Below are 21,587 nucleotides of genomic sequence, written 5' to 3' on the forward strand. Positions count from 1 at the left end.
AATATGGTAAAACACCAATGCTATGATTTAATAGAGAGTTTTTTGGCGTAAACTGTAATAAATACTTGAGTAAAGATAAAACATGCATCAATTAAAAAAATATGGCGCTGTTGGTGGCGCAATTGCGTTAGCATTATGTTGGCCTTTGGCTGTTGGTCAAATTGGCCAAAATGTTATTAAGGACGGTGTCGCGCATTTAACCAATGAATCATTGAAAGCGGAAGTAATTTCTTATGATAGGGGATATTTATCTTCAGAGGTGACAACACGTTATACAGTACATGACCCCGTCCTAGCAAAAGAACTCGAATTGGATGGCTTTCCAACGGAATTTGTTGTCAATAGCCATGTTACTCATGGGCTTTTGAGTTTAAAAGCTGAGTCGACGTTAGACGATAATGAACGCTTTCCATTAAAGTTGACTACCGTTACCCAGCTCAACGGTAACACAGACTACTCACTAGAACTGGGTAATTGGCATCAGTCTTCTGAAGGTGAAGATGCTGCGATGATCTCTGTGACCGCTTCCACTCTTAAAGGGCATTTAACCGTGCTCGGTGAAGTTAGCTATGACCTCAATGTACCTTCGGTTGAAATTGATTTTAATTCTGGAGAGAAAATGTTGATTTCTGGAATTAAAGGCGTAGGAGATGGCCGAAAGCAGGATAATTTTTGGTTGGGTGACCAAGAAATAAGTATATCTGACATAAAGATCTCCGATGCGCAGCAGTCTTCCGTATTTAATATGGAAGAGGCCCAGTATGAATTCTCTTCATCGATAGATGATGCTTCTTCTCGCGTAGATAGTCAGCATGTTGTTAATATATTTAAATTAGAAATGCCTGAAGGTAAAGCAGAAAATTTAGGACTTGACGTCGAGTTTGGTGGATTAGACAGTAATGCTTTTAACCACCTGATTAGCTTGTATCAGAATAGCCCGACTTTGACACCTGAAGACATCCAGAACGCTATGCCTTATGTGGATACTCTATTCGACAAAGGTTTCTTCCTATCGGTGAATAAAGCAACATTGACACTGGGAGATGCTGGTGAGTTTAATAGTGTGGGTAAAGTGTCTGTTCCCGAGGGTACGAGTGAAATTACGAAAAACCCAGCTAAACTTTTGTCTGCCTTGAGCGGTGATATAGAAACCTTCTTCTCTAATGGCCTTGTAGAGCAATACCCATTCATTAAACAAAGCATTGATGAGGCTTTAGTTCAGGAATTTATTGGTCAAGATGACAAGGGTTACCAGCTTAAAGCTGAGCTTAAAGATGGTAATTTAGTATTTGAAAGTGGGCAAAAAATATCCCTAATAGCACTGTTCTTTCCAGCAGTAAATTAGCCTTAACCGTTAAATTTTTGCTGTTTAATTGAAAAGAGGTCTTAAGACCTCTTTTCTTGCTTTTTATGTACAAAAAAACGTGGTATTAGTCAATAAAACCTCTATTAAAAGCGTAGACAAGGAACTTGGGAATGGAGAATGTGTATAACTTTAGTGCTGGCCCTGCTGGGTTACCTAAAGAAGTAATGCAAAAAGCACAAGCGGAGTTTGTTGAATGGAATGGGCTCGGTACTTCAGTGATGGAAATCAGTCACAGGAGCAAAGAGTTTATTCAAGTGGCCGAAGAAGCAGAACAGGACCTAAGGGATTTACTCGATATTCCATACAATTATAAAGTATTATTCTGCCAAGGCGGTGCTCGCGCACAATTTGCAGCAGTGCCTCTAAACTTACTTGGAAGCTCACTAAAAGCAACCTATGTTGATGCGGGCTACTGGGCTCAAAGCGCAGTGAAAGAAGCAAAAAAATACTGCCAAGTAGACCTTGTTGATGCAAAAACCACAAAAGAAGGCAGAATGGCAGTGATACAAGCTTCGGGTTGGAAGATTGATCCTGAGTCTGCTTATGTCCACTTTTGCCCTAATGAAACCATTGATGGGATTGAAATCTCTGATCTGCCCGATACCAAGTTACCTATTGTGGCTGATATGTCCTCTAATATACTCTCGCGTAAGATAGATGTTTCACGATATGGTGTTATTTATGCGGGAGCCCAAAAAAACATCGGCCCCGCAGGTATTTGTATTGCTATTGTGCGTGATGACTTACTTGATTTAGCTCACGACCTTTTACCTAGTTTTATTAGCTATAAGGTTTTGGCAGAAAAAGACTCAATGTTTAATACTCCTCCTACATTTGCTTGGTATCTATCTGGGCTGGTTTTTAAGTGGCTTAAAGCGCAGGGCGGGGTAAGTGCCATCGAGCAAATGAACATCGAGAAAGCCACAATTCTGTATGATTATATCGATAGCTCAGAGTTTTATAGTAATAATGTACACCCTCAAAATCGGTCGCGGATGAATGTCCCTTTCCAACTTGCAAAACCTGAATTGGATGAAGCGTTTCTCAAACAAGCTTCTGAGAGAGGCTTAGTTTCGCTTAAAGGGCATAGGGCTGTAGGAGGAATGCGGGCGTCAATTTATAATGCAATGCCGATAGAAGGTGTAAAAGCCTTGGTTGAGTTTATGAGAGATTTTGCGGCAGATAACGCTTAAACCTCCATCAAATTTAGAGCACGAGATTCTGTTATCAAGTGCTCTTCATTCAAGTTCAGTATCGACCGCTCTTATCTTCTTTTCTTGTTGCGCTTCGTATTACTATCATTCTGACAATTATTGGAGCTATTCTTGTTTCCAGAACCAAATTTACCTTTAGGCTTAGCCCCTTTACCATGCATTTTTTCAAATCCAGGCTGACTTTTGGTGTGTTTAGTCGCAAACCGGTTTGCACCATGACGGCCAGACTTTCTACGTTGTGCGGGTGTTAAGGTTTGCACATCTTCTTCTGGTACCAGACAACTCGGCTTATCTCCAATCAGATGTTTTTTGCCCATCTTGATTAACGCTTCACGTATGATTGGCCAGTTCGCTGGATCATGGTAGCGCAGTAATGCTTTGTGCAATCGGCGTTGTCGTTCTCCTTTGGCTACAGGCACTTCCTCGCGTTGTTTATACTTTACGCGTTTGAGTGGGTTAGTTTCTGAATAATACATAGAGGTTGCATTACACATAGGAGAAGGGTAGAAGTTCTGTACCTGATCGCATTCGAAGTTATTCTTCTTAAGCCACAAAGCTAGGTTAAGCATATCTTCGTCTTCTGTGCCGGGGTGTGCGGAAATGAAATAAGGGATCAGATACTGCTTCTTTCCGGCTTCAGCACTGTACTTTTCGAACATTTCTTTGAACTTATCATATGTCCCCATTCCTGGTTTCATCATTAAGTTAAGCGGCCCTTTTTCGGTATGTTCTGGAGCGATCTTTAGATAGCCGCCCACATGATGGGTAACTAGTTCTTTGACATATTCAGGTGACTCAATAGCTAAGTCGTAGCGAACACCTGATGCTATCATGACTTTTTTAACGCCTTTGACCTTACGAGCGGCGCGATACAGGTCTATGGTATGTTTGTGATCTGTATTGAGCTTGTTACAAATTCCTGGGAAGACACAAGATGGGCGTCGACAATTCGCCTCTGCTTTAGGATCACTGCAGCCTAAACGGTACATATTAGCAGTCGGGCCGCCGAGATCAGAAATGGTACCGGTAAAGCCCGGGACCTTGTCTCGGATTTCTTCCAGCTCATTTAGAATCGACTCTTGAGAGCGGTTTTGTATTATACGGCCCTCATGTTCAGTAATTGAACAAAACGAACAGCCACCGAAACAGCCACGCATGATGTTAACGGACGTTTTGATCATGTCATAGGCAGGAATTTTTGCTTTCCCATATTGAGGGTGAGGTACTCTCGCATAAGGCAATCCAAACACATAATCCATTTCTTCAATAGAGAGAGGAATCGGAGCCTGATTGACCCACAACTCGCGATCACCATGACGTTGTATCAAGGCACGGCCCGAATAAGGGTTGGTTTCTAAATGCATAATACGACTTGCATGGGCATAAAGGATACGATCGTTATTCAATTTCTCGAAGTTCGGGATACGTACCGCGGTTGTCGCAGCATCGTGACGTGAGGGGCGAATTGTGATTGGCTTTGCTTGCTCGTCTTTATCCTTGGCTTTGATATCACATTTTTCTTCAACAGCATAAGGGTTGGGCGGAATAAAGGCTTCTTTACGTGGTTTTTCAATCCGAGAAGAGTCGATAATCTTATAGCCGTCAGGCTCTGAAGCTAAGTTTACAACTGTACCACGTATATTGGTCATGCTGGCGATATCCTCACCATCAGCGAGCCTATGGGCTACTTCAACTAATGCTCGTTCGGCATTGCCAAATAAAAGAATATCGGCTTTGGCATCGAACAAAATAGAACGGCGCACTTTATCTGACCAGTAATCATAGTGAGCTAGCCTTCTCAGACTTGCTTCAATACCACCAAGTACAATTGGAACGCCTTTATAAGCTTCGCGGCAACGTTGAGAATAAACAAGAGTCGCTCGATCTGGTCGCTTTCCGCCTTCATTGTTTGGAGTATAGGCATCATCATGACGTAACTTTCGATCTGCCGTGTAGCGGTTGATCATTGAGTCCATATTGCCTGCAGTGATGCCAAAAAATAGGTTTGGTTGGCCAAGCTTTGTAAATGCTTCTTTGTCGTGCCATTCTGGTTGCGCTATGATACCAACCCTGAAACCTTGAGCCTCTAACAATCGACCGATAATCGCCATACCAAAACTTGGGTGGTCAACGTAAGCATCACCTGTAATGATAATAATGTCGCAGCTATCCCATCCTAATGCATCCATTTCTTTGCGGCTTGTTGGGAGAAACGGAGCGGTACCGTAGCATTCAGCCCAGTATTTTTTGTATTCATGAATAGGAGTGGTCTTAGCGTACATATTATTGTCTCTACTTCAAGGAGCGCGAATTATAGCGACTTGTTCGTTGTGTATCTACCCTAGCAAGCCTGTTACGCAAAGTGCCGAGAAGGTTGAAGTTTTAGTTCATAGGATAAATGTAAAGTTTTATTTTGCTTTTGCCTAAAGGTGACACCAGTAGCCGAAAGCACTATAGTTTTGCTACTATTCGCACCAAGATATTATACCGACGATTCTCGCAGTGATGATTCAGCAACTATTATCCCTTCTTGCTCCTATGCTTTTAGGTGCCCAATTAGTATTAACTCTTATTTTGGTTAAAGGGGATATTTGTCCTGGGCAAAGAGGGCGAATTCATAAAGTTTTACCAGTTGTAGCGCTTCTATGGCTTGCGGTAGCATCGCTAAAAATTGAAGCGATAATGCTGGTATTCGCCATCCTGTACTTTTACTCGCAAGTTCAAACCAAAAAAACGCGTGTGCAAGGACCTCTTTGGCTGATGTACCTCGCCAATGGTCTTGCTTTTGCCTATGTCGGCATAGTGATTAGCGAGCAGCCCAGTATTGCTGGCTCCGCCTTGAAGGTCATAGAGATATTTTTGCTTGGCGCTTTATTTTCTCATCTCCTTCTCACTATTGCTAAAACACGCTTACAGGCCTTTCACCGTATCTTGCCAGTTACAGGTATAGTTTCAGCTATGCTATTGAGCATTGTTGTACTGGCCAAAAGTGCTCAGATAGATCCAAATCTATTGGCTGAACATACTAATATGTTGCTAAGTGGCTTCGCATTAATGATTACCGCGGTTCTGATCTGGTGTTGGCATATTTTGCTCTCGAAAACAGTGCATAAAATTCAGCTTTGGGTGGCGTTTATTACTATGCTGGTGTCTATGAGTTTCATTGAGCAGTTTATTGTCTTGTAGCTGATGCCTATTTCTTATTTTGCCCATTTGACGCTAAGCTTACAGGAATAGGAGTAGTGTTGGGGCGTTGTTATGGACCTAAGTAATGTCGCTAGATTGGATAGCAATATCTTGCTTGGTATTGTTAACGAAAAGCTAAGGCTTGAATGCAATAGCTTTGAAGAGTTGATAGTTATGTATGAGATGGATACCGATACTGTGACTGACAAGTTAGACAGTTTAGGCTATCACTATGACCCTTTGACTAATCAATTTAAGTCGTTCGACAGATAAACCAACCAAAGACCGCTATACATTATGGCTAAACAGGTTTGATCCCTTCCAAGTGGTTTTTAGATTGCTGCTTTGCAGTGCTGTAAAACGCCTGTAAATAACGTTTATCTTTTTCACATTGACGAGTGGCAGCGAATAAACGGCGCCATAGCCCTTTGCCAAGCGGTAAGCTGCTGATCAACCCTTGACGAGAAAACTCGTGAATCGCCCAGTTAGGCAGGGCTGCAACACCAAGTCCTGCGGATACCATTTGCACCAGCATTAACGTGTTATCGGCTTGTTTCCATTTAGCCGGTTCTACTCCTGCTGGTTGGAGGAAGTGTTTGACCACATCAAGGCGATTCTTTTGCACAGGATAAGAGAGCATAGTTTCTTGTTTTAGATCGTCAGCTTGAACACAGTTTTTATTTGCTATTGGGTGATTTACTGCGGTGATAAGGCGCATTTCAAAATCGAACAAAGGCTCGTAGTGGACTTCCGAGCGGGGTTGGATATCTGAAGTTATGACTAAATCCAACTCCCCACTGAGTAATGCTGGAAGGGGTTCAAAACCAAAGCCTGATGAAAAGTCTAGCGTCACGCTTGGCCACGTTTGCTGGTAATCCCTAAGAGCTGGCATTAGCCATTGAAAACAAGAATGACATTCAATGGCCATATGTAATCGTCCATTGACATCTTCTTTCAAACCGGCCAAATCATTTTCTGCTTTGGCTAACCGAGGCAGAATTTGGTCAGCTAAGTCGAGTAGAATCTTGCCTTCAGAAGTAAACTTAACTGGGCGAGTTTTGCGTAAAAAGAGCTGTCCCCCGAGTCTTGCCTCAAGATCTTTTATCTGATGAGAGAGTGCTGACTGTGTCAGGTGTAATGCTGTCGCCGTTGCAGTGAGTGAGCCTGTATCTCTCAAAGTTACAATTGTTTTCAGATGCTTAAACTCTATCATTAGCTTTCTTCAGTTACGCGAGTTTTGTGTGAATATAACTAATCTACGCTTTAAAAAAAGATGTGTAAACATCTAGACGTCTATTTATTTGCATTTGCGTGTTTATCCCTGAATTGAACGAGCTGTGTTACACATGAATTTTTTTCATAAACAAGTTGAATAATTGGAGATTGTCACTTTGCTACTTTGACGAGATAGTTTAGCCATCTAGACGCCTTTAGGTGTTCTATACAAAACCCCAAGGGTGATGATGAATGAGATTGAGCTTTGTAAACAATCTCACCCGTTTAAAAACTTCAAATATAAAAGGACGAGTAAGATGGTGACAACAACGCATATATTAGGTTATCCAAGAATAGGTGAGCAACGTGAACTTAAATTTGCGCTTGAAAAGTATTGGCGTGGCGACATTGATCAAGCGGCTTTAAAAGCGGTAGGTTCTGAACTGAGGCATAAGAATTGGCAAACACAGTCTGATGCTGAACTCAGTTATGTCACTGCTGGGGACTTTGCTTGGTATGACCATGTATTAACCACCACCTTGCTGCTTGGCCACGTCCCAAAGCGGCACCAAACTGGGTTTCCTGACTTGGATACTTTGTTTCGAGTTGGGCGAGGACGCTCCCAACAAAAAGAGGGTGAGAAAGGCGCAGCAGCCTCGGATATGACCAAATGGTTTAACACCAATTACCACTATATTGTTCCTGAATTTAGTCAAGAAGATACGTTTGAAGTCAGTTGGCCTCAGCTATTTGAAGAAGTGAGTGAAGCAACTAAAGCAGGTCATAAGGTTAAACCTGTTTTGCTTGGCCCTATAAGTTACCTCTACTTAGGGAAGGAAGTTGAGGACGGATTCGATCGTTTGAGTTTGCTACCACGCATTCTTACTGCTTATCAAACCATATTGTCTAAATTTGCTGCGCAAGGCGTTGAGTGGGTTCAAATAGACGAACCGATTTTATCTTTAGAGCTTGAGACACCATGGTTAAAATCATTCAAGCTTGCTTACCAAGTCCTCCGTTGCGATGTGAAAGTACTTTTGACCACCTATTTTGATTCATTAGAAGATTCACTTGATAACGTTGTGGAACTCGATGTTGATGGTTTGCACGTGGATCTCTCTGCGGCTCCTAAGCAGCTCGATCAGCTTGTGTCTAAACTTCCCCAGCAGTGGGTGCTTTCTGCTGGAGTGGTGAATGGCCGAAATGTATGGCGCGCAGATCTTGCCGCTCAGCTAGAGCGATTAAAGCCCATCAAAAACAAATTAGGCGATCGCCTATGGGTTGCAAGTTCATGCTCATTACTTCACTCCCCTGTGGATCTTGACTTGGAATCCGCACTATCTGAAGAGGTGCGTAGTTGGTTTGCTTTTGCAAAACAAAAGGTCTCTGAGGTGGCTCTATTAGCTAAAGCGCTTGATGGCGACCAACAAGCGATTGAAGCTTGTCACAGCTACAGTGTGCCAGTAAAGTCTCGTAGAGACGCAACGCATGTTAATAAACCAGAAGTTCAAGAGCGTCTTAATCAAATAACCAAAGCTTTTGCTCGGCGAAGTGCTCCTTATGAGGAGCGTGCGCTTGCCCAAAGTAAAGCGCTGGATTTACCTTTGTTTCCGACGACCACAATAGGATCGTTTCCACAAACGAGTGAGATCCGGATACAACGTAGTGCTTATCGTACCGGGAAATTGTCCGAATCGGACTATAATGTCGCGTTACAAGGTCACATAAAAGAAGCGGTACTGCGTCAAGAAGCCTTGGATCTCGATGTCTTGGTTCATGGTGAAGCTGAGCGAAATGATATGGTGGAGTACTTTGCAGAAAACTTGGCTGGTTTCCAGACTACGCAATTTGGCTGGGTGCAAAGTTATGGCTCTCGATGTGTAAAGCCAGCGATTGTGGTTGCAGATATCGAAAGAGAAAAACCAATTACCGTTGAATGGTCAAAGTATGCTCAGTCACTGACGTCCAAGAAAATGAAGGGCATGCTTACTGGTCCAGTGACCATTTTATGTTGGACATTCCCTAGGGAAGATATCAGCCGTAAAGAGATCGCTAATCAGTTAGCGCTGGCGCTTCGAGATGAAGTATCAGACTTACAAGCGGCGGGGATCAATATTATTCAAATCGATGAACCCGCATTTCGCGAAGGTCTGCCACTGAAAAAGCGTGCCCATTCTGAATACCTTGATTGGGCAGTCGACGCCTTTAAAATCTCTGCGGCAGGAGCAAGCTCAGAAACCCAAATCCATACTCATATGTGTTACTCCGAATTTAACGAAATTATTGATTCTGTGGCAGCTTTGGACGCTGATGTGATAACCATAGAAACGTCGAGGTCGAATATGGAACTACTCAAAGCGTTTGAGGAGTTTAATTATCCTAATGAGATTGGCCCAGGCGTTTATGATATCCACTCTCCAAATATCCCCAGTAAAGAATGGATTGAAGGCTTGATTAACAAAGCAGCGGAGAAAATCCCAGCTAAACGCTTATGGGTAAACCCTGATTGTGGTTTAAAAACGAGAAACTGGGCTGAAACGGAAGCTTCACTGAATAACATGGTGTCTGCAGCTAAAAAGCTGCGTGCTGAATATTCATAAAACTGAGTGAAGGTAAAAATGCCGACTACTTTGGTCGGCATTATTGGCTATAACTCACATAAGTTTGCCACCAGCCGTCAAAAATTAGTTATAATGCAACCATGTTGTGCACAATGAAAATAGACGATGAACACACCCAACAAACCTAAACCGACCTCAGATAAATCCATGCTTCTTTTAAGTGAGCAGATTTGCTTTCCTCTCTATAGCGCAGCTAACTCAGTGACCAGAGCTTATCGACCTTTATTAGAGAGCTTAGATCTTACCTATTCGCAATATCTGGTCATGATGCTGTTGTGGGAGAAAGATGGGGCCAGTGTTAAAGATTTAGGCAGTCGGTTACATCTTGATTCTGGAACTTTAACGCCATTACTCAAACGCCTAGAAGCTAAGGGTTTTGTCGCAAGAGGAAGAAGTGAAGAAGACGAGAGGGTACGAGTACTCAACCTAACTGACCAAGGTCGAGCACTTAAAGAACAAGCCAAATCTGTCCCGAGCAATATGTTGTGCAAAATCAATCTCGATGCCGATGAGTTAATTTCTCTCAGACGCTTGTGCGATAAAGTCCTTTCTAACCTCACCTAATACGGTTAAACCTGGTTATCCCCAAGGCTGAAAGCGATGATCTGACTAATTTGAGTTAGACTACGGCCACTCTCTTGCTGCCATTGTGCAAAGGCTTGGTTTATCGCTTTGAGAGAGCGTTTAGTGTCTTTTCCGCCCTCAATAATTTGATAGCTTCTTAGATAAGATTCAACATCGCCAGATAAAATAAAGGTGTCGATGCCCATTTGACGGAGGCTGTAGGGGCCAGTATTACCACCTAGTCGACAGCCATGTTTTTTAAGAAAGAGCCATAGTTCAGTGATTTCGTCGCTTGGCCATTTGGCGACCATCTTACCAAATGAACCATGTTTTAGTGTCACTTCATGGATCATTTGGGCATTTTCACAGATTGATTTTACTTTGGCCTGATGGCGAATAATACGTTTATCGGATGCTTTTTTGTCCCATTGCTCTTCAGAGAGCATAAGTAAAGGTTCAACCTCAAAAACCAAAGAAAACCTCTTCAAAATGCGGCCACTTTTTTCTCACCACACTCCATGAGATGCCACTTTGAAAAACCTTCATACTGAAAGCCGCCAGCCAGCGATCATTAGCAATGTTAGCGATTTGCTGCTGACTCAGTGGGCTTGAAAGCATGGATTCAAGCTGTTGTTTTCCACCTTTGCGTTCACTCGCTCTATGATAAATATCTGCAAATTTTTCTAGTGACAATGCTACTTTCTCCGATTAGGAAATACGAGTTTTCTATGTATGCAAAGGAACGATCTTCTTTGCTAGCCGCTGCTAAAATGACTTATACAAGCTTTGATTCTAGTACTGAAGATTGACCCAATTAGCCCAACTAGCTTAAGGGTTTCTTTACTACAATCTCATTGATACTAAGGGAGATTTGATGCAAAAGGAACCTTATTATTTACATTTAGGAGAGGGTTATTTCGACGCAAAGACTATGAATGAGTTGGCGGTGGCATTTGATTCAATCCATGTCGACTTACTTCGAGGTCGTGGCTCGGTGCAGGTCGTGGACATGCAAGGTTGGAGCCGTGACAAACTTAAGCAGTTCAATAGAAGTGTTACGAAAAAATTAGGCGATACACCATATATCATCAAAAATGCCGTGGATAATAAACAGCCTAAGCTGCGTCCTTACTCTTGGTACACACAAGAAGATTGTTTGAAGTCTGCCTTGGCTATGAAGAGTAAAGACGTTGTATTGAGCAACCATAACCATCTCTACCACCTAGTTAATCATCCAGCAGTGTCTTTGATAGAATCTACTCTATCCATGGCGTTTCCAGATATAGAGTTAATCGAAAACTCAGGCTCATTTATTTATCCTCCTGATGATGGAATGATGTCATGGCACACTAATGAAAGCGCGTCCTTAGCACCTGTCAGAATTTATTTTGTTTATACGCCGGAAGACCAAAAATCTTTCTTTCGTTATGTAGATGCGGACGGGAGAATATATACCTCATGGGACAAAAAAGGTTGGAATATTAGAGCATTTTATTGCGGAAATGTGCAGGTCGATGGATTTCGCCTTTGGCACTGTGTTCTGTCTAACACTCACAGATTTTCATTCGGTTTCAGATTGACAGGTATTTCAATGTTTCAGCTTAGCTCGATGACACAAGGGTTTGATTCTAATTATATGAGTATTGAAGACTGGAGAGTTTGATAAGTGTAGCAATGAAGGCCAACGGGTTGTACGTTGACCTTATTTTGTTTTCGGTTATCTTTACAATGTCAGTAGGTAGTTAATCAGCTGGCTGTATTCTTCCATTGATTTAATTTTTTCTGATTTGACTATGTACTTGTCGTTGACCAGAACACCGGGAACGCCAGTTAAGGTACTTTTCTCAAACTGCTTATCGAAGTTTTTCTGCATCGAGCTAACCACAAAGCTGTTATAAGTCGCATCAAATTTTTTCGCATCTACTCCATTATCTAGAAAGATTTGTCGCAGAGCCTTTTCATTTTTTGGTGCGCTGCGCAGCTGATGAATTTGTTTAAACATCGCTGGTACCATACTATCTTCGACCCCAAGAGTTACCATAGTGGCATAGGATTTAGCCATAGGAATAGCCATGTCTTTACCCATAAACGCGACATGAACCTTTTCAAACTGCGCATCTTTGGGAAGTGAAGTTTTCACTTGATTGATAACTGGTTCGAAGTTGTAACAATGTGGGCAGTAGAAAGAGAAAAACTCGGTCACTTTTGGTGTGGCTGATTTTTCTGTTTTTAGCACTTCATAATATGTGCCTTCATCAAACTTTGCTGCCTGAGTACTGAGCGAAATAATAGCGGTTGTAAGTAAAGCAAATAACTTTTTCATCAAATAATTCCTAATAAATACAAATGACTCCGACTATTGTAGTCGGTAATAAATGAGTAAATGATTAAGAACTAAGCAATAGGAGGTCGAAACAAGGTTTGTATACGGGCCACCGCTTTTTCTGATTTGTCTGGTCTGATTAAAGCGAGAGAACTTTGACGAGTATCTGTCAATTTGAGCTCAGTGAGATAGGGCTCTTTTAGAGCACAAAAGGCTGCGCAGCAGTGGTGTGCTGCATTGGTTTTGCTGTGACTTTGATTTTCGGCGGGGCATTTTATTTCATGGGTAAGCGAACTATCTGGCACTATGACCAAAGCTTCTTGAGTGGGCTGAGAAGCAAAAGCGACGCTGACACTGATAAATGTGAAGCAAAAAAGCGCAACTATATATGATGAAAATCGAGTCAGCAAGTTCAACTATCCCCAATGGCCGAAAAACTAGCTTACCGCATTTGGCCTCAATGATAAATGGTGAAAAGAAAGTTGAGTCGCTATAATCGCTGATTGATCTATTTATATTAATCAATAACATAAAACCTACTTCTAATGTTTGATTTAAACTATCTTACAAAAATTAATACACACTATTGATTGAGGGGTGAAGCAGGGTTGAGTTCTCAGCGCTGCTTGTTACGCTGTGTCTCAATCCTGCCAACGCCTAAGTCGGTTTGTTCTTCTAAATATTAATCGCTCTTTCAGATAGCAACTACACTTACATTTATATCTATTAATCTTTCGGTCACTATAGGTGTGTTTGTCGTGTATTGAGCACTAATAACGTATCGCTGGTAGCCATTAATAACGTCAAGTTAATGGCTGTATGTGACGATTATGCTTACGAGGTGGAAATGGTGTTTATGCGTCTGAAGGTGCTGATTGTAACTTGCAGTGTGTTGTACACCTCTAACGGGCTAGCGGGCATTAATATGTCAGAAGTTAATGCCTATGCTTATGAAGGGCTCGCCAGTATCTGTGCGACTTCAAGAAAGATATCTGGTGCCCAAGCTCAAGAAATGAAAGCCATTCATGTGGAAAAAAAACATGAGAGACAGAAGAGAGCTTCTGCAGATACCAGCTTTTCTTATTATGCTGCAAAGCAGTTATGGGGCATTCAAAGAGGAGATAGCCCTTCTTACGAAGAATGCTCAGCGCTTTTAAAATAAAGCGCGAACAAAAAACGTTTAGTCTTGTAGATTTGTATACCAATACTTATGTGATTTATTTACTCTTGCTTGTGGATGATGATGTGGCGGTCGGAGAATCTTTGACCGCTCTCCTCTCTGCATTGGGGTGTAAGATTACAACCGCGCAAAATGGTGCCGATGCGTTAAATAAAATGGACCAAGCCCAGTTTGACCTTATTCTGACCGATTTAAAAATGCCAGTGTTAGATGGCGTCGAATTACTTGAAATATTAGACAACAACGAACACTGGCGGTCGATTCCCAAGTACGCTACGACAGGAGAGGTGATCAGCCATGGTGACGACTCAATTAGAGTCATCAATCAGCATACCCATGGAGTCGAGTACATTCAAAAGGCTGGTTAGCTAGATGGTCATCATTGAAAGTTGTTCCATAACAACCATCTGAGGATCCAAAGCACTTTATATAACCCACCTTTGTCGCTAATTGTTTGAGCTCTTAAGTATGTGCCCTAAACCGTTCTCTTCTCCTTCGCCAAAGACTTGTCATTTTTGGGCTAGCAGAATTTATCCAAATAAAGATTATGTGGTGTGTTATGGGCGGCAGGGCGGAGTTTTAAACAGGATGAAAGATCTTGGCTAGAGATGTGATTTGTTCTAAAAGTGACAAAATATTCCAATTTGCGTTTATTTATGCGGTAGAGATTGGCATTAAAACTCATGAAAAGTCGCGTGGGCATTGATAGTTTTATAGTAATAATTGTTGTCACCAAAAACTTAATCACGATCTCAGTATGAAAATAACATCGACATCTATGGCAGCCAGAGTGCCTCAATTTCAAGACATAACGAGAAGTATAACTATCAAAAAATGCTCTAACGTTTTTATTAACCAGGGTGATGTCCCTAGCGTTCGATATCTTATTCGTAAATTCAATGGTCAGCTAGAAAAGCCGATAAAAAATATTAAATTAGAGGCCAATGCATCTCGCTCACTCAACAAAATCAATCAAGAAAAACATGCCGCTAACTTAATTGGAGAGACATTCAAAGCATATAAGCAAAGAAAAGAAGCTAAGGCGGGGAATGAGCTTGGTATTAAGACATTAACTAATTCAAAAGCAAGTAGAAGTTATTTCTATGATCAGAAAGGCCAGTTTCTTAGCCGAACGCCAGATAACTTCCAGAAAGGAGGAAAGGGTGGCTTTAAGCAGCTTGTACGAAGAGATGACCAATTTGTTCAACTTCATATTCACAGATTAGATGAAAATCTTAACCAGCGAAGCTACAACCAATTAGCCAATAGTACTTTGCAAGGTTACGAATCCATATGTAAGGCTCAGTACGTCAATCCTACGACCATGATTGCACAAAATGGTGGAAGGGAAGTCGCCTCTCTCATCGATGAAGGTAAATCTGTGAAGATTCTTGCATTTAAAACGTTGTTAAGTGACCTAAAAAACTTGCACGACAAATCTATTTATTTCCACGACATTAAACCTGAGAATCTAACATTCGACGATAAAATAGTCAGGCATATTGATGTTGAGAACCTTATTGCACCAGGCTACAACACAAGAGATGAAGGCATAGTATGTTCACCATACTATGTTACTCAACATCTGCTGAACGATATTGGGTTTGGTGATAATAAAGACCATGCGAGTCGAAATCATGATAATTACGCGGTGCTTAAGTCGATAATTGAGGCTACGACAGGGTCTTTTTTTGATGAGAATAATAGAGCTGACGAAGACGCTTCAATACCATTATTCGGAATGGGGGAGCAAGCTTTGGGGCGCGCAAAAGTATGGATTCAAGAGAATGTTTTGCCTACATGGCGAGACAATGCTGAACAGTTGCTTAAGTGTCCGGGGACTCAAACTAAACCAGTCGCAGTTTTTGACATGATTGACTGGGATTCAGTAGAAAAGAGTGATTTGGCTTGATTATTTCAGGGTTGTCGAAAGATAATCAGATATGCTCGAGCTAACCAAAGGTGACTTCAATGGTTGTCGACTCATTCTGATTGAGAAAGGATAAAGAGTCCGTGCCCGCGTTAGCCACAGAGACTTTAAGCTCATTATATACCTTCGAAGCATTCACTAATCACCAGACTTTCTTTTAATTAAGCGCCTGGTGATTTTTGTTATAATGCACAGGCTTAACTGAGTTTGCTTAAATGGATTCCTTTGCAATCAATGCAACACCATCAAAGTGAATGCCAGCCCAGCCGTGTTGGATAAAATTACGTATGTTAGCGTGATCGGTGCCATTTGGATTATTTAACACATCGTCACGATAGAACTCGCCGAAACAAGCCAAGGTTGATGATTCATCTAAGCCTTGCAGTTGTGCGAAGGCAAAGATCTTACAAGAGCCATTGTTTTGCCCCGCTTGATTTTGAGTTTCTCCGTTTACAAAGCTGACTGGGTGAAAGTCAAAGTGTTCGTCGATCACCTGTATTGACTGTTCAAACATAACCTCGTTGGGTGTGCTAGCCAGTCGCTTTAGAAACTTGTCCATTTATCTCTTTCCTTACAGTTGAATAGACTAACTACTATATCACTAGGCAAAAAGAAAGTTAGCTTATAAATGGTGAAAAGAACCATATATGGGCCTATGGGTGAGCGAGTTAAGCTGAATAGGGTTCTTTTATTAGCAGCAAAGAAGCGGTCTGATGTGAAGACAATAAAGCACACAGGGTGTTTGAGTGTATTGCTGCCACCAAGTGTGCTTTAGTTATTTAAAACGGTGACTGACTGTTGACTTGGGTAAAGCGCTGGTAGAGCTCAGCAACTTCTTCTGGATTGAATGCCTCTGTATAAGTTAGTTCACTGAGGCGGTGAGTAATGTTTTGCAAATCATGGGAGCGTTTCTGTGCTCTATGCTGGTAACGTTCGAACGCTTTCGGAATATCAAAAAAGTTCGATGCTAAGCTTTGGGCGAGAATAAAGGCGTTCTCGATACCAAGACTAAAGCCGATGCCCATGGTGGGTAAAACGGCGCAGCACGAATCACCAAGCAGTACGGCATTCTCGCGTGACCATTGTTCAAATGGGGCGATATCGACCAGAGATGAGGGAATAATTTGCTCGTCAGGTGTTTGGGCAATCATGTCTAGTAGATAAGGCGAGTAGTGAGCAAAGTGTTCGAGTATTTTTTGTTTGTCTAATGTTTCACCAGATTCCATTTTGCAGGCTGCAAACCAGTACTTGCCTTGTGTTTCACGATTATAGGTGTAGGTCACAATGCGTGATTGCATTCCAGCAAATACATAACATTCTTCATCGCTCAGCGAAGGACTGTGGTAATCAACCATGCCTCGGCAACAATACACGCCAGGTTGGCGAAGAATGACATTAGAATCAACAAATTTTCTTACCTGAGAAAATACCCCATCGACACCGACAATAACGTCCGCAACCAATGGTTCACCGTTAACAAGTATGGTGTCATCTTCAACGGTACAATGTTGCCCTGTGATTATGTTCTCTTCGCCATAGGCGTCGAGTAACAGCTGGTAAAGGTCGCGGCGGTGGAATAGACCAACATCTGCATTTACTTTGCCGTTGACTTGTTGCATTGAAAGCTGGTTTAGCACTTCAGCATTAAACGTCGCGGTAGTGAGAAGATCGACCGTATTACCAATGCGCTTTACTTTGGCGGCGTCGGTTAGTGAAGCAAGAACTTGCATACCTTCCGGCCACATGATGATACCAGTCCCATCAATGCGCGGTTTATCAGACTTTTCATAAACGCTAGCCTCAATACCAAACATACGCAGAGATAGGGCTAAGGCAAGCCCATTGAGACCCGCTCCCACGATGGCTACATTCAGAGACTTTTTATCCATTTCATACTACCAAAAGTGACTAATATTGGTTTTACGGTAACAGGAAGGGTAATCAACGGGTAGTGAAAAATCGTATTTTACTGTTATTTGATGCAAAGTTAATCTCTAAGAGAATGTGTGTTGATTTGTTTAATGATATTTATACTTTTTATAGAGTTTGATAGGCGAATCGACTATAAGTAAGGGTTGTAATTCATAGATGGGTGAATGAACCTGGCCCGATGAGTAAAAAGAAATGATGGCAAAAAAATCAATGCGTAAACTAATAACGAGAACGGCTTGCCTAACGGGCCTGATGAGTGTGTCTGCTTGCTCATCATTTGTTAGTTTGGAGACACCGAATAAAAATGATAGGGTTCAGTCTATTGTTATCCATTACACCCAAGAGACAGAAGAAAAAACGCTCAAGCTTTTTAGTAGCCCTGAAGCCAATGTCAGCGCCCACTTTGTGGTCACTGAAAAAAGCATCTATCAGCTTGCTGAACTTAACCAGCGCGCATGGCACGCAGGGAAAAGTTTTTGGCGCGGAAGGAGTGGTCTTAATGACACGTCAGTCGGCATTGAATTAGTCTACGAGGTGGATTGTCATCGTTTGGAAAATCCAGGAACCCCGACTCAGACCATGACGTGTTTGTATCCTGATTACCCACCAAAATTGATAGAAAATTTGATTAAGGTGCTGGATAAAATTTATCAGACTTATCCTGATATTCAGCCTGTAAACGTTGTCGCTCATCAGGATATTGCGCCAACGAGAAAAAGCGATCCTGGACCTAAGTTTCCTTGGCAGTACGTCTACAGCAAAGGTTATGGGGCATGGTATAACAGTGATGATTACTTGAGAGAATACAGCAAGCTTGTATCCCAACCTGTCAATCCGGACATTTTCTATAGAGCTATCGAGTATTACGGATATCTCCAAGTAACGGATGAGAACAAAACCGATGTGATTAAAGCATTTCAAACGCACTTTACACCCTGGTTAATCAGTGGTGAAGTGACTCCTGAGAGCATGGCGGCGATTCTCGCACTACTCAATAAATATGAGCAGGAGCACTACCTTGAAATCAGCTCAGAGATGGATGGTTTTATGTTGCTTGAGCGAGAAAGTGCTTACTGATTTTGACTTGTCTATTGAACCCCAAAGCCAGCATTTGGGGTTCATTGAGTTTTGTTAGTTTTTGGGTGAGGGCTTTTGGTTTTCTAGGACTTGCAGTTTTGCGCGAATAAATTCGCTGTGGTCGACATAAATAAGCTCAGCAGTTTTGCGAATGACGGCGTCTTCTAGCGGGTCTATTTCACCATCGGCATTGGCGACTTCCCACATCGATTTAATCAGATCAAAACGTGCTGCTTGGCTTAATTCCCTCAGCTGAGAAGTAAATTCGTAGAGTGATGCGGATTGACGGCTTTTAGCTTGCGCACGTGCTATAAGTTCTGCGGCCTCTTCACTACTCGTATCCAGCAAACGAGCAAGTAAGGTATTTTTAGCCTGAGTTTCCGCCTCATCCGTTTTATGGTCAGCATTGGCAACTTCACACAGCAAGCATGCCATTGCTAGATTTGGGTCCGCACTGTCATGTTTGCTGAGGTCATTTCCCTCGACTAACTGCTTAAAAAGCGCCGATATGGAATTCAACATGTTATCTGCCTCGAAATTCTGTGTTATTTCTATAGATAGTGATTATTCTCGATGAGCACAAGTGCTTTGACAAAAAGATGACTTTTCATCCAGTGGCGGAAAGTCGATTTCATTGCCTTCACCAGTCAATATCGAGATGCGTTTGGGCTTACCATGCTCATCAAGCTTTAACTCCCCAACCGTACTGGCATTGACTAGATATCGAGACCCATCAATATTTGGTTGGCGTTTTTTAACTTTGAGCCGTTTACGCTTGGTAAAGAAGTTTAATGGTGAGCTAGGTGAGTAGAGCACTCTGTCTATATGATCACAACATCCAAGTAAGGGCTCTGGAAACTGGTTCTTAAAGCCACTCGAAGTAATTTGATAAATGTTGGGGCTAGAGCGACGAAAACGAAGCTTAACATCATAAGCGAAAGAGTAATGCACATCACCGGAGAGGATAACGAAATTGCTCGGCGTTTTGGTGTGAGTAAAAATACTTAGTAGGGTATTGGCACTGCCTCTGTGCGCCATCCAGTTTTCTGCATCAATCACTAAGGGTTGGCCCATCATGGTCATGCTTTTTTGTAAAGCTTCTATGAATTTAACGCCAAAAATAGGGGCAGCAGAGACCACAATGACTTTATCTTGGTACATCAACTCTTGTTGAAACTCGATAAGGGCTTCCCAATCCATTAAGCCAGAGGGCTTGTTCATCTTGGACTCAGAGCGCCAGCGACGAGTACGAGTATCAAGTACCACCACTTTAGGTGAGGTATTAATTGTGTAATGCCAGCGTTCAAAACTGTATAAGTAGCGGATAAGATCTCTATGGTGTTGCTCAGTCGGCTGTTTGAAATACCCGAGAGCAAGAGATAAAAATTCCTGATTGAAGTTATCAGGCTCGTTCCCCCAACCTTGACAAAGCCAATAAGCAATCAGGGCATTACCAATGATTTGATGCGAAAACGGGTTAGTGTAGGCCGCTTGCTCCCATCCTATAGTAAGATTCCAGTCATCGGTTATATCGTGATCATCGAAAATCATATAGGTGGGAATATGAGCAAAAAGTCGTTGGATTTTAGGCAGTCCTTCGATAAAAGCCCCCAGTCTCTCGTATTCGCCTTGCCATTTTTGCTGATAATGTTCAGAAATCGTTTTGCCATTGGGGGTAAAGGCTTGGTCGCTGAGGCGATCTCGATTGATGCATGGCCACAGAGTAGGGGACCAGACTAGCAAATACATGGCAAAGTATTCAGCAAATGTGATGAGGTGGTTTTCACTTTCACGCGCGCTGAATATGGGAATATGCCGTTTGGGTAAGAATTTGCGGATCCAAGTCTCTTCGCCAAAGTGGTGAGGAAGTATGCTATCTCGCCCATAAAAGCTATCTGGGTGTAAATATAAATCTTTGGCAGAGCTGAGTGGTCCGTCAGGAAAGGTTTCGTCGGGTAATCCTAATAACTCGATAGTCTGAAGTATGGCGTCAAGCAAAGGGCCTGATACGTGGTCTGCGTATATCTGATCACCACTCATCATCAGCATATCGGCTCTCTCGCCCAAAGGTTGCGATGCGAGCTTAGTATCCATAGCGACCAGAGCATCTTTACTGGGATGATCCGGGTTACGACATGAGCCGTGTAAAACGTAGTCCGCTTTAGTGGAAATCTTAAAAGTCAGTGCTTGCTCATTATCATGCAGTAAATGCGGATATAACTGACTGAGTGGGCCATTTTGAGTAAGGAACTCGTAACTTAGCGCAACATTGGTTGGAAAGTGGTGCTCGAAATGAGCCAGAGTGACATAGCAATGCTCTCCAACCTTAATTTGATGGCATTGTTCAAGCGACTGTTCAAAAATAACACCACGATCGGGTTCATGATTGAGTGAAAACTGTCCTTGCAGTGGTTCGCTAGTCACAAGCCAAAAAACCAAACCCTTGGCGGAGGACTTTCTTAAGATTGGGCCAGCCAATAGAAAAGGGAGTTCATGTTCTGTCTTCATTAAATATCTGTTGGGTCCTTAGGTACTTCTGGGTCTTCTAGGATCTCTATGATTTCAGAGCTCGACATTTCATGGCCCATAAGAAATAGGGCCAGCATAGCATCTGCTTTAGTTTTTGTATCGGAACTTTCATCGATAATGTGCTCAAATCTTTGACGAATCATATCAATCTCATGCTCAACAAAGCCGCGTCCTTCCTCATCGCCTTGCATTTCTTCTGGAGCATTGTCGAATTCAAGGAATAACATTTCTTGGTCAAGCTGAGTGCTAACCAAACGCTCTGGCAGCCATATATCGCCAGTTACCAGCTCTGGGTCTTGAGTCTCATCGAGTGAGTCGATAATTTTCTTTAAGTCTGAAGCTTTCACGATTTTTTCAATTTTAAGTAAAGGTATACTCTTATAGTAATGGTGAATTGTATTAAGCGATAAGTAAAAACGCATTTAGTTTTATCAGCTTTGTACAATTTCG

Annotated in this window: 20 protein-coding genes and 1 pseudogene; 11 read left to right on the top strand and 10 right to left on the bottom strand. The window is 42.2% G+C overall.

Annotation, left to right across the window (positions count from 1 at the left end):
- Positions 1 to 82 precede the first annotated feature (82 nt).
- Both DPF90_RS02935 and serC read left to right on the top strand, forming a co-directional pair.
- Positions 83 to 1,345, top strand: a complete 1,263-nt coding sequence (locus DPF90_RS02935) for a DUF945 family protein (protein ID WP_114784536.1) — start codon at positions 83 to 85, stop codon at positions 1,343 to 1,345.
- 131 nt (positions 1,346 to 1,476) lie between these two features.
- A complete protein-coding gene (serC, locus tag DPF90_RS02940; RefSeq protein ID WP_114784538.1) occupies positions 1,477 to 2,559 on the top strand; it encodes a 3-phosphoserine/phosphohydroxythreonine transaminase in 1,083 nt (360 codons plus the stop codon).
- A 71-nt stretch (positions 2,560 to 2,630) separates the two neighbouring features.
- Here the strand turns inward: serC and DPF90_RS02945 are convergent, their stop codons facing one another.
- Positions 2,631 to 4,862: a YgiQ family radical SAM protein gene (locus DPF90_RS02945; protein ID WP_114784540.1), complete on the bottom strand. Its 2,232-nt coding sequence runs from the start codon at positions 4,860 to 4,862 to the stop codon at positions 2,631 to 2,633.
- 223 nt (positions 4,863 to 5,085) lie between these two features.
- Here DPF90_RS02945 and DPF90_RS02950 point away from each other — a divergent pair, with 223 nt between their 5' ends.
- Together DPF90_RS02950 and DPF90_RS02955 are read left to right on the top strand one after the other, a co-directional pair.
- Positions 5,086 to 5,766 (top strand): hypothetical protein, encoded by a 681-nt coding sequence (locus DPF90_RS02950; protein WP_114784543.1) that lies wholly within the window; start codon positions 5,086 to 5,088, stop codon positions 5,764 to 5,766.
- Positions 5,767 to 5,838: 72 nt separating this feature from the next.
- Complete coding sequence (locus DPF90_RS02955) at positions 5,839 to 6,039, top strand: DUF4250 domain-containing protein (protein ID WP_114784545.1); 201 nt, start codon at positions 5,839 to 5,841, stop codon at positions 6,037 to 6,039.
- Between the two features lie 28 nt (positions 6,040 to 6,067).
- Here DPF90_RS02955 and DPF90_RS02960 read toward each other — a convergent pair whose 3' ends face one another.
- A complete protein-coding gene (locus DPF90_RS02960; RefSeq protein WP_114784547.1) occupies positions 6,068 to 6,979 on the bottom strand; it encodes a LysR substrate-binding domain-containing protein in 912 nt (303 codons plus the stop codon).
- A gap of 319 nt (positions 6,980 to 7,298) precedes the next feature.
- Between DPF90_RS02960 and metE the strand changes: the two genes are divergently transcribed.
- Together metE and ohrR are read left to right on the top strand one after the other, a co-directional pair.
- Complete coding sequence (gene metE / locus DPF90_RS02965) at positions 7,299 to 9,581, top strand: 5-methyltetrahydropteroyltriglutamate--homocysteine S-methyltransferase (protein ID WP_114784549.1); 2,283 nt, start codon at positions 7,299 to 7,301, stop codon at positions 9,579 to 9,581.
- Between the two features lie 126 nt (positions 9,582 to 9,707).
- Positions 9,708 to 10,166: a transcriptional regulator OhrR gene (ohrR, locus tag DPF90_RS02970; RefSeq protein WP_114784551.1), complete on the top strand. Its 459-nt coding sequence runs from the start codon at positions 9,708 to 9,710 to the stop codon at positions 10,164 to 10,166.
- 5 nt (positions 10,167 to 10,171) lie between these two features.
- On the opposite strand, the pseudogene DPF90_RS02975 reads toward ohrR, so the two are convergent.
- Positions 10,172 to 10,859 (bottom strand): annotated as a pseudogene (locus DPF90_RS02975) (DNA-3-methyladenine glycosylase I).
- Between the two features lie 181 nt (positions 10,860 to 11,040).
- Between DPF90_RS02975 and DPF90_RS02980 the strand changes: the two are divergent.
- Positions 11,041 to 11,829: a hypothetical protein gene (locus tag DPF90_RS02980; protein ID WP_114784553.1), complete on the top strand. Its 789-nt coding sequence runs from the start codon at positions 11,041 to 11,043 to the stop codon at positions 11,827 to 11,829.
- A gap of 60 nt (positions 11,830 to 11,889) precedes the next feature.
- Here DPF90_RS02980 and DPF90_RS02985 read toward each other — a convergent pair whose 3' ends face one another.
- Positions 11,890 to 12,489: a thiol:disulfide interchange protein DsbA/DsbL gene (locus tag DPF90_RS02985; RefSeq protein WP_114784555.1), complete on the bottom strand. Its 600-nt coding sequence runs from the start codon at positions 12,487 to 12,489 to the stop codon at positions 11,890 to 11,892.
- Between the two features lie 71 nt (positions 12,490 to 12,560).
- Positions 12,561 to 12,899, bottom strand: coding sequence for a hypothetical protein (locus DPF90_RS02990; protein ID WP_205395154.1), 339 nt, complete (start codon positions 12,897 to 12,899; stop codon positions 12,561 to 12,563).
- Positions 12,900 to 13,345: 446 nt separating this feature from the next.
- Between DPF90_RS02990 and DPF90_RS02995 the strand changes: the two genes are divergently transcribed.
- From DPF90_RS02995 to DPF90_RS03005, 3 genes are all read left to right on the top strand, one after another.
- The gene (locus DPF90_RS02995) at positions 13,346 to 13,651 is read left to right on the top strand and encodes a hypothetical protein (RefSeq protein ID WP_114784823.1); all 306 of its coding nucleotides are present in this window, start codon (positions 13,346 to 13,348) and stop codon (positions 13,649 to 13,651) included.
- A 50-nt stretch (positions 13,652 to 13,701) separates the two neighbouring features.
- A complete protein-coding gene (locus tag DPF90_RS03000) occupies positions 13,702 to 14,037 on the top strand; it encodes a response regulator (protein WP_162813985.1) in 336 nt (111 codons plus the stop codon).
- A gap of 389 nt (positions 14,038 to 14,426) precedes the next feature.
- A complete protein-coding gene (locus tag DPF90_RS03005) occupies positions 14,427 to 15,581 on the top strand; it encodes a protein kinase family protein (protein WP_162813986.1) in 1,155 nt (384 codons plus the stop codon).
- A gap of 229 nt (positions 15,582 to 15,810) precedes the next feature.
- On the opposite strand, the gene DPF90_RS03010 is transcribed toward DPF90_RS03005, so the two are convergent.
- Together DPF90_RS03010 and DPF90_RS03015 are read right to left on the bottom strand one after the other, a co-directional pair.
- Positions 15,811 to 16,158 carry a HopJ type III effector protein gene (locus DPF90_RS03010; protein WP_114784563.1) on the bottom strand — a complete coding sequence of 116 codons (348 nt, stop codon included), beginning with the start codon at positions 16,156 to 16,158 and terminating at the stop codon, positions 15,811 to 15,813.
- 220 nt (positions 16,159 to 16,378) lie between these two features.
- Positions 16,379 to 17,488 (bottom strand): FAD-dependent monooxygenase, encoded by a 1,110-nt coding sequence (locus DPF90_RS03015; protein ID WP_114784565.1) that lies wholly within the window; start codon positions 17,486 to 17,488, stop codon positions 16,379 to 16,381.
- A gap of 253 nt (positions 17,489 to 17,741) precedes the next feature.
- Between DPF90_RS03015 and DPF90_RS03020 the strand changes: the two genes are divergently transcribed.
- Positions 17,742 to 18,608: an N-acetylmuramoyl-L-alanine amidase gene (locus DPF90_RS03020; protein ID WP_162813987.1), complete on the top strand. Its 867-nt coding sequence runs from the start codon at positions 17,742 to 17,744 to the stop codon at positions 18,606 to 18,608.
- Between the two features lie 54 nt (positions 18,609 to 18,662).
- Here the strand turns inward: DPF90_RS03020 and DPF90_RS03025 are convergent, their stop codons facing one another.
- From DPF90_RS03025 to DPF90_RS03035, 3 genes are read right to left on the bottom strand one after another with little or no spacing between them, the layout of a single operon-like run.
- Positions 18,663 to 19,130, bottom strand: a complete 468-nt coding sequence (locus DPF90_RS03025) for a tellurite resistance TerB family protein (RefSeq protein ID WP_114784569.1) — start codon at positions 19,128 to 19,130, stop codon at positions 18,663 to 18,665.
- 42 nt (positions 19,131 to 19,172) lie between these two features.
- A complete protein-coding gene (locus tag DPF90_RS03030; protein WP_114784571.1) occupies positions 19,173 to 21,116 on the bottom strand; it encodes an alkaline phosphatase D family protein in 1,944 nt (647 codons plus the stop codon).
- Entirely contained in the window at positions 21,116 to 21,484 is a 369-nt protein-coding gene (locus tag DPF90_RS03035; protein ID WP_114784825.1) for a VC1380 family protein, read from the bottom strand. The genes DPF90_RS03030 and DPF90_RS03035 overlap by 1 nt, the downstream gene beginning before the upstream one ends.
- Positions 21,485 to 21,587: the final 103 nt, after the last annotated feature.

Source organism: Vibrio tetraodonis, assembly GCF_003350295.1.
In the GTDB taxonomy this organism is placed as follows: Bacteria; Pseudomonadota; Gammaproteobacteria; order Enterobacterales; family Vibrionaceae; genus Vibrio; species Vibrio tetraodonis.

Bases quoted from the DNA above. Each gene is read 5' to 3' on its own strand.
- DPF90_RS02935 (WP_114784536.1), top strand. From the start codon at position 83: ATGCATCAATTAAAAAAATATGGCGCTGTTGGTGGCGCAATTGCGTTA.
- serC (WP_114784538.1), top strand. From the start codon at position 1,477: ATGGAGAATGTGTATAACTTTAGTGCTGGCCCTGCTGGGTTACCTAAA.
- DPF90_RS02945 (WP_114784540.1), bottom strand. From the start codon at position 4,862: ATGTACGCTAAGACCACTCCTATTCATGAATACAAAAAATACTGGGCT.
- DPF90_RS02950 (WP_114784543.1), top strand. From the start codon at position 5,086: ATGATTCAGCAACTATTATCCCTTCTTGCTCCTATGCTTTTAGGTGCC.
- DPF90_RS02955 (WP_114784545.1), top strand. From the start codon at position 5,839: ATGGACCTAAGTAATGTCGCTAGATTGGATAGCAATATCTTGCTTGGT.
- DPF90_RS02960 (WP_114784547.1), bottom strand. From the start codon at position 6,979: ATGATAGAGTTTAAGCATCTGAAAACAATTGTAACTTTGAGAGATACA.
- metE (WP_114784549.1), top strand. From the start codon at position 7,299: ATGGTGACAACAACGCATATATTAGGTTATCCAAGAATAGGTGAGCAA.
- ohrR (WP_114784551.1), top strand. From the start codon at position 9,708: ATGAACACACCCAACAAACCTAAACCGACCTCAGATAAATCCATGCTT.
- DPF90_RS02980 (WP_114784553.1), top strand. From the start codon at position 11,041: ATGCAAAAGGAACCTTATTATTTACATTTAGGAGAGGGTTATTTCGAC.
- DPF90_RS02985 (WP_114784555.1), bottom strand. From the start codon at position 12,489: ATGAAAAAGTTATTTGCTTTACTTACAACCGCTATTATTTCGCTCAGT.
- DPF90_RS02995 (WP_114784823.1), top strand. From the start codon at position 13,346: ATGCGTCTGAAGGTGCTGATTGTAACTTGCAGTGTGTTGTACACCTCT.
- DPF90_RS03005 (WP_162813986.1), top strand. From the start codon at position 14,427: ATGAAAATAACATCGACATCTATGGCAGCCAGAGTGCCTCAATTTCAA.
- DPF90_RS03010 (WP_114784563.1), bottom strand. From the start codon at position 16,158: ATGGACAAGTTTCTAAAGCGACTGGCTAGCACACCCAACGAGGTTATG.
- DPF90_RS03015 (WP_114784565.1), bottom strand. From the start codon at position 17,488: ATGGATAAAAAGTCTCTGAATGTAGCCATCGTGGGAGCGGGTCTCAAT.
- DPF90_RS03020 (WP_162813987.1), top strand. From the start codon at position 17,742: ATGCGTAAACTAATAACGAGAACGGCTTGCCTAACGGGCCTGATGAGT.
- DPF90_RS03025 (WP_114784569.1), bottom strand. From the start codon at position 19,130: ATGTTGAATTCCATATCGGCGCTTTTTAAGCAGTTAGTCGAGGGAAAT.
- DPF90_RS03030 (WP_114784571.1), bottom strand. From the start codon at position 21,116: ATGAAGACAGAACATGAACTCCCTTTTCTATTGGCTGGCCCAATCTTA.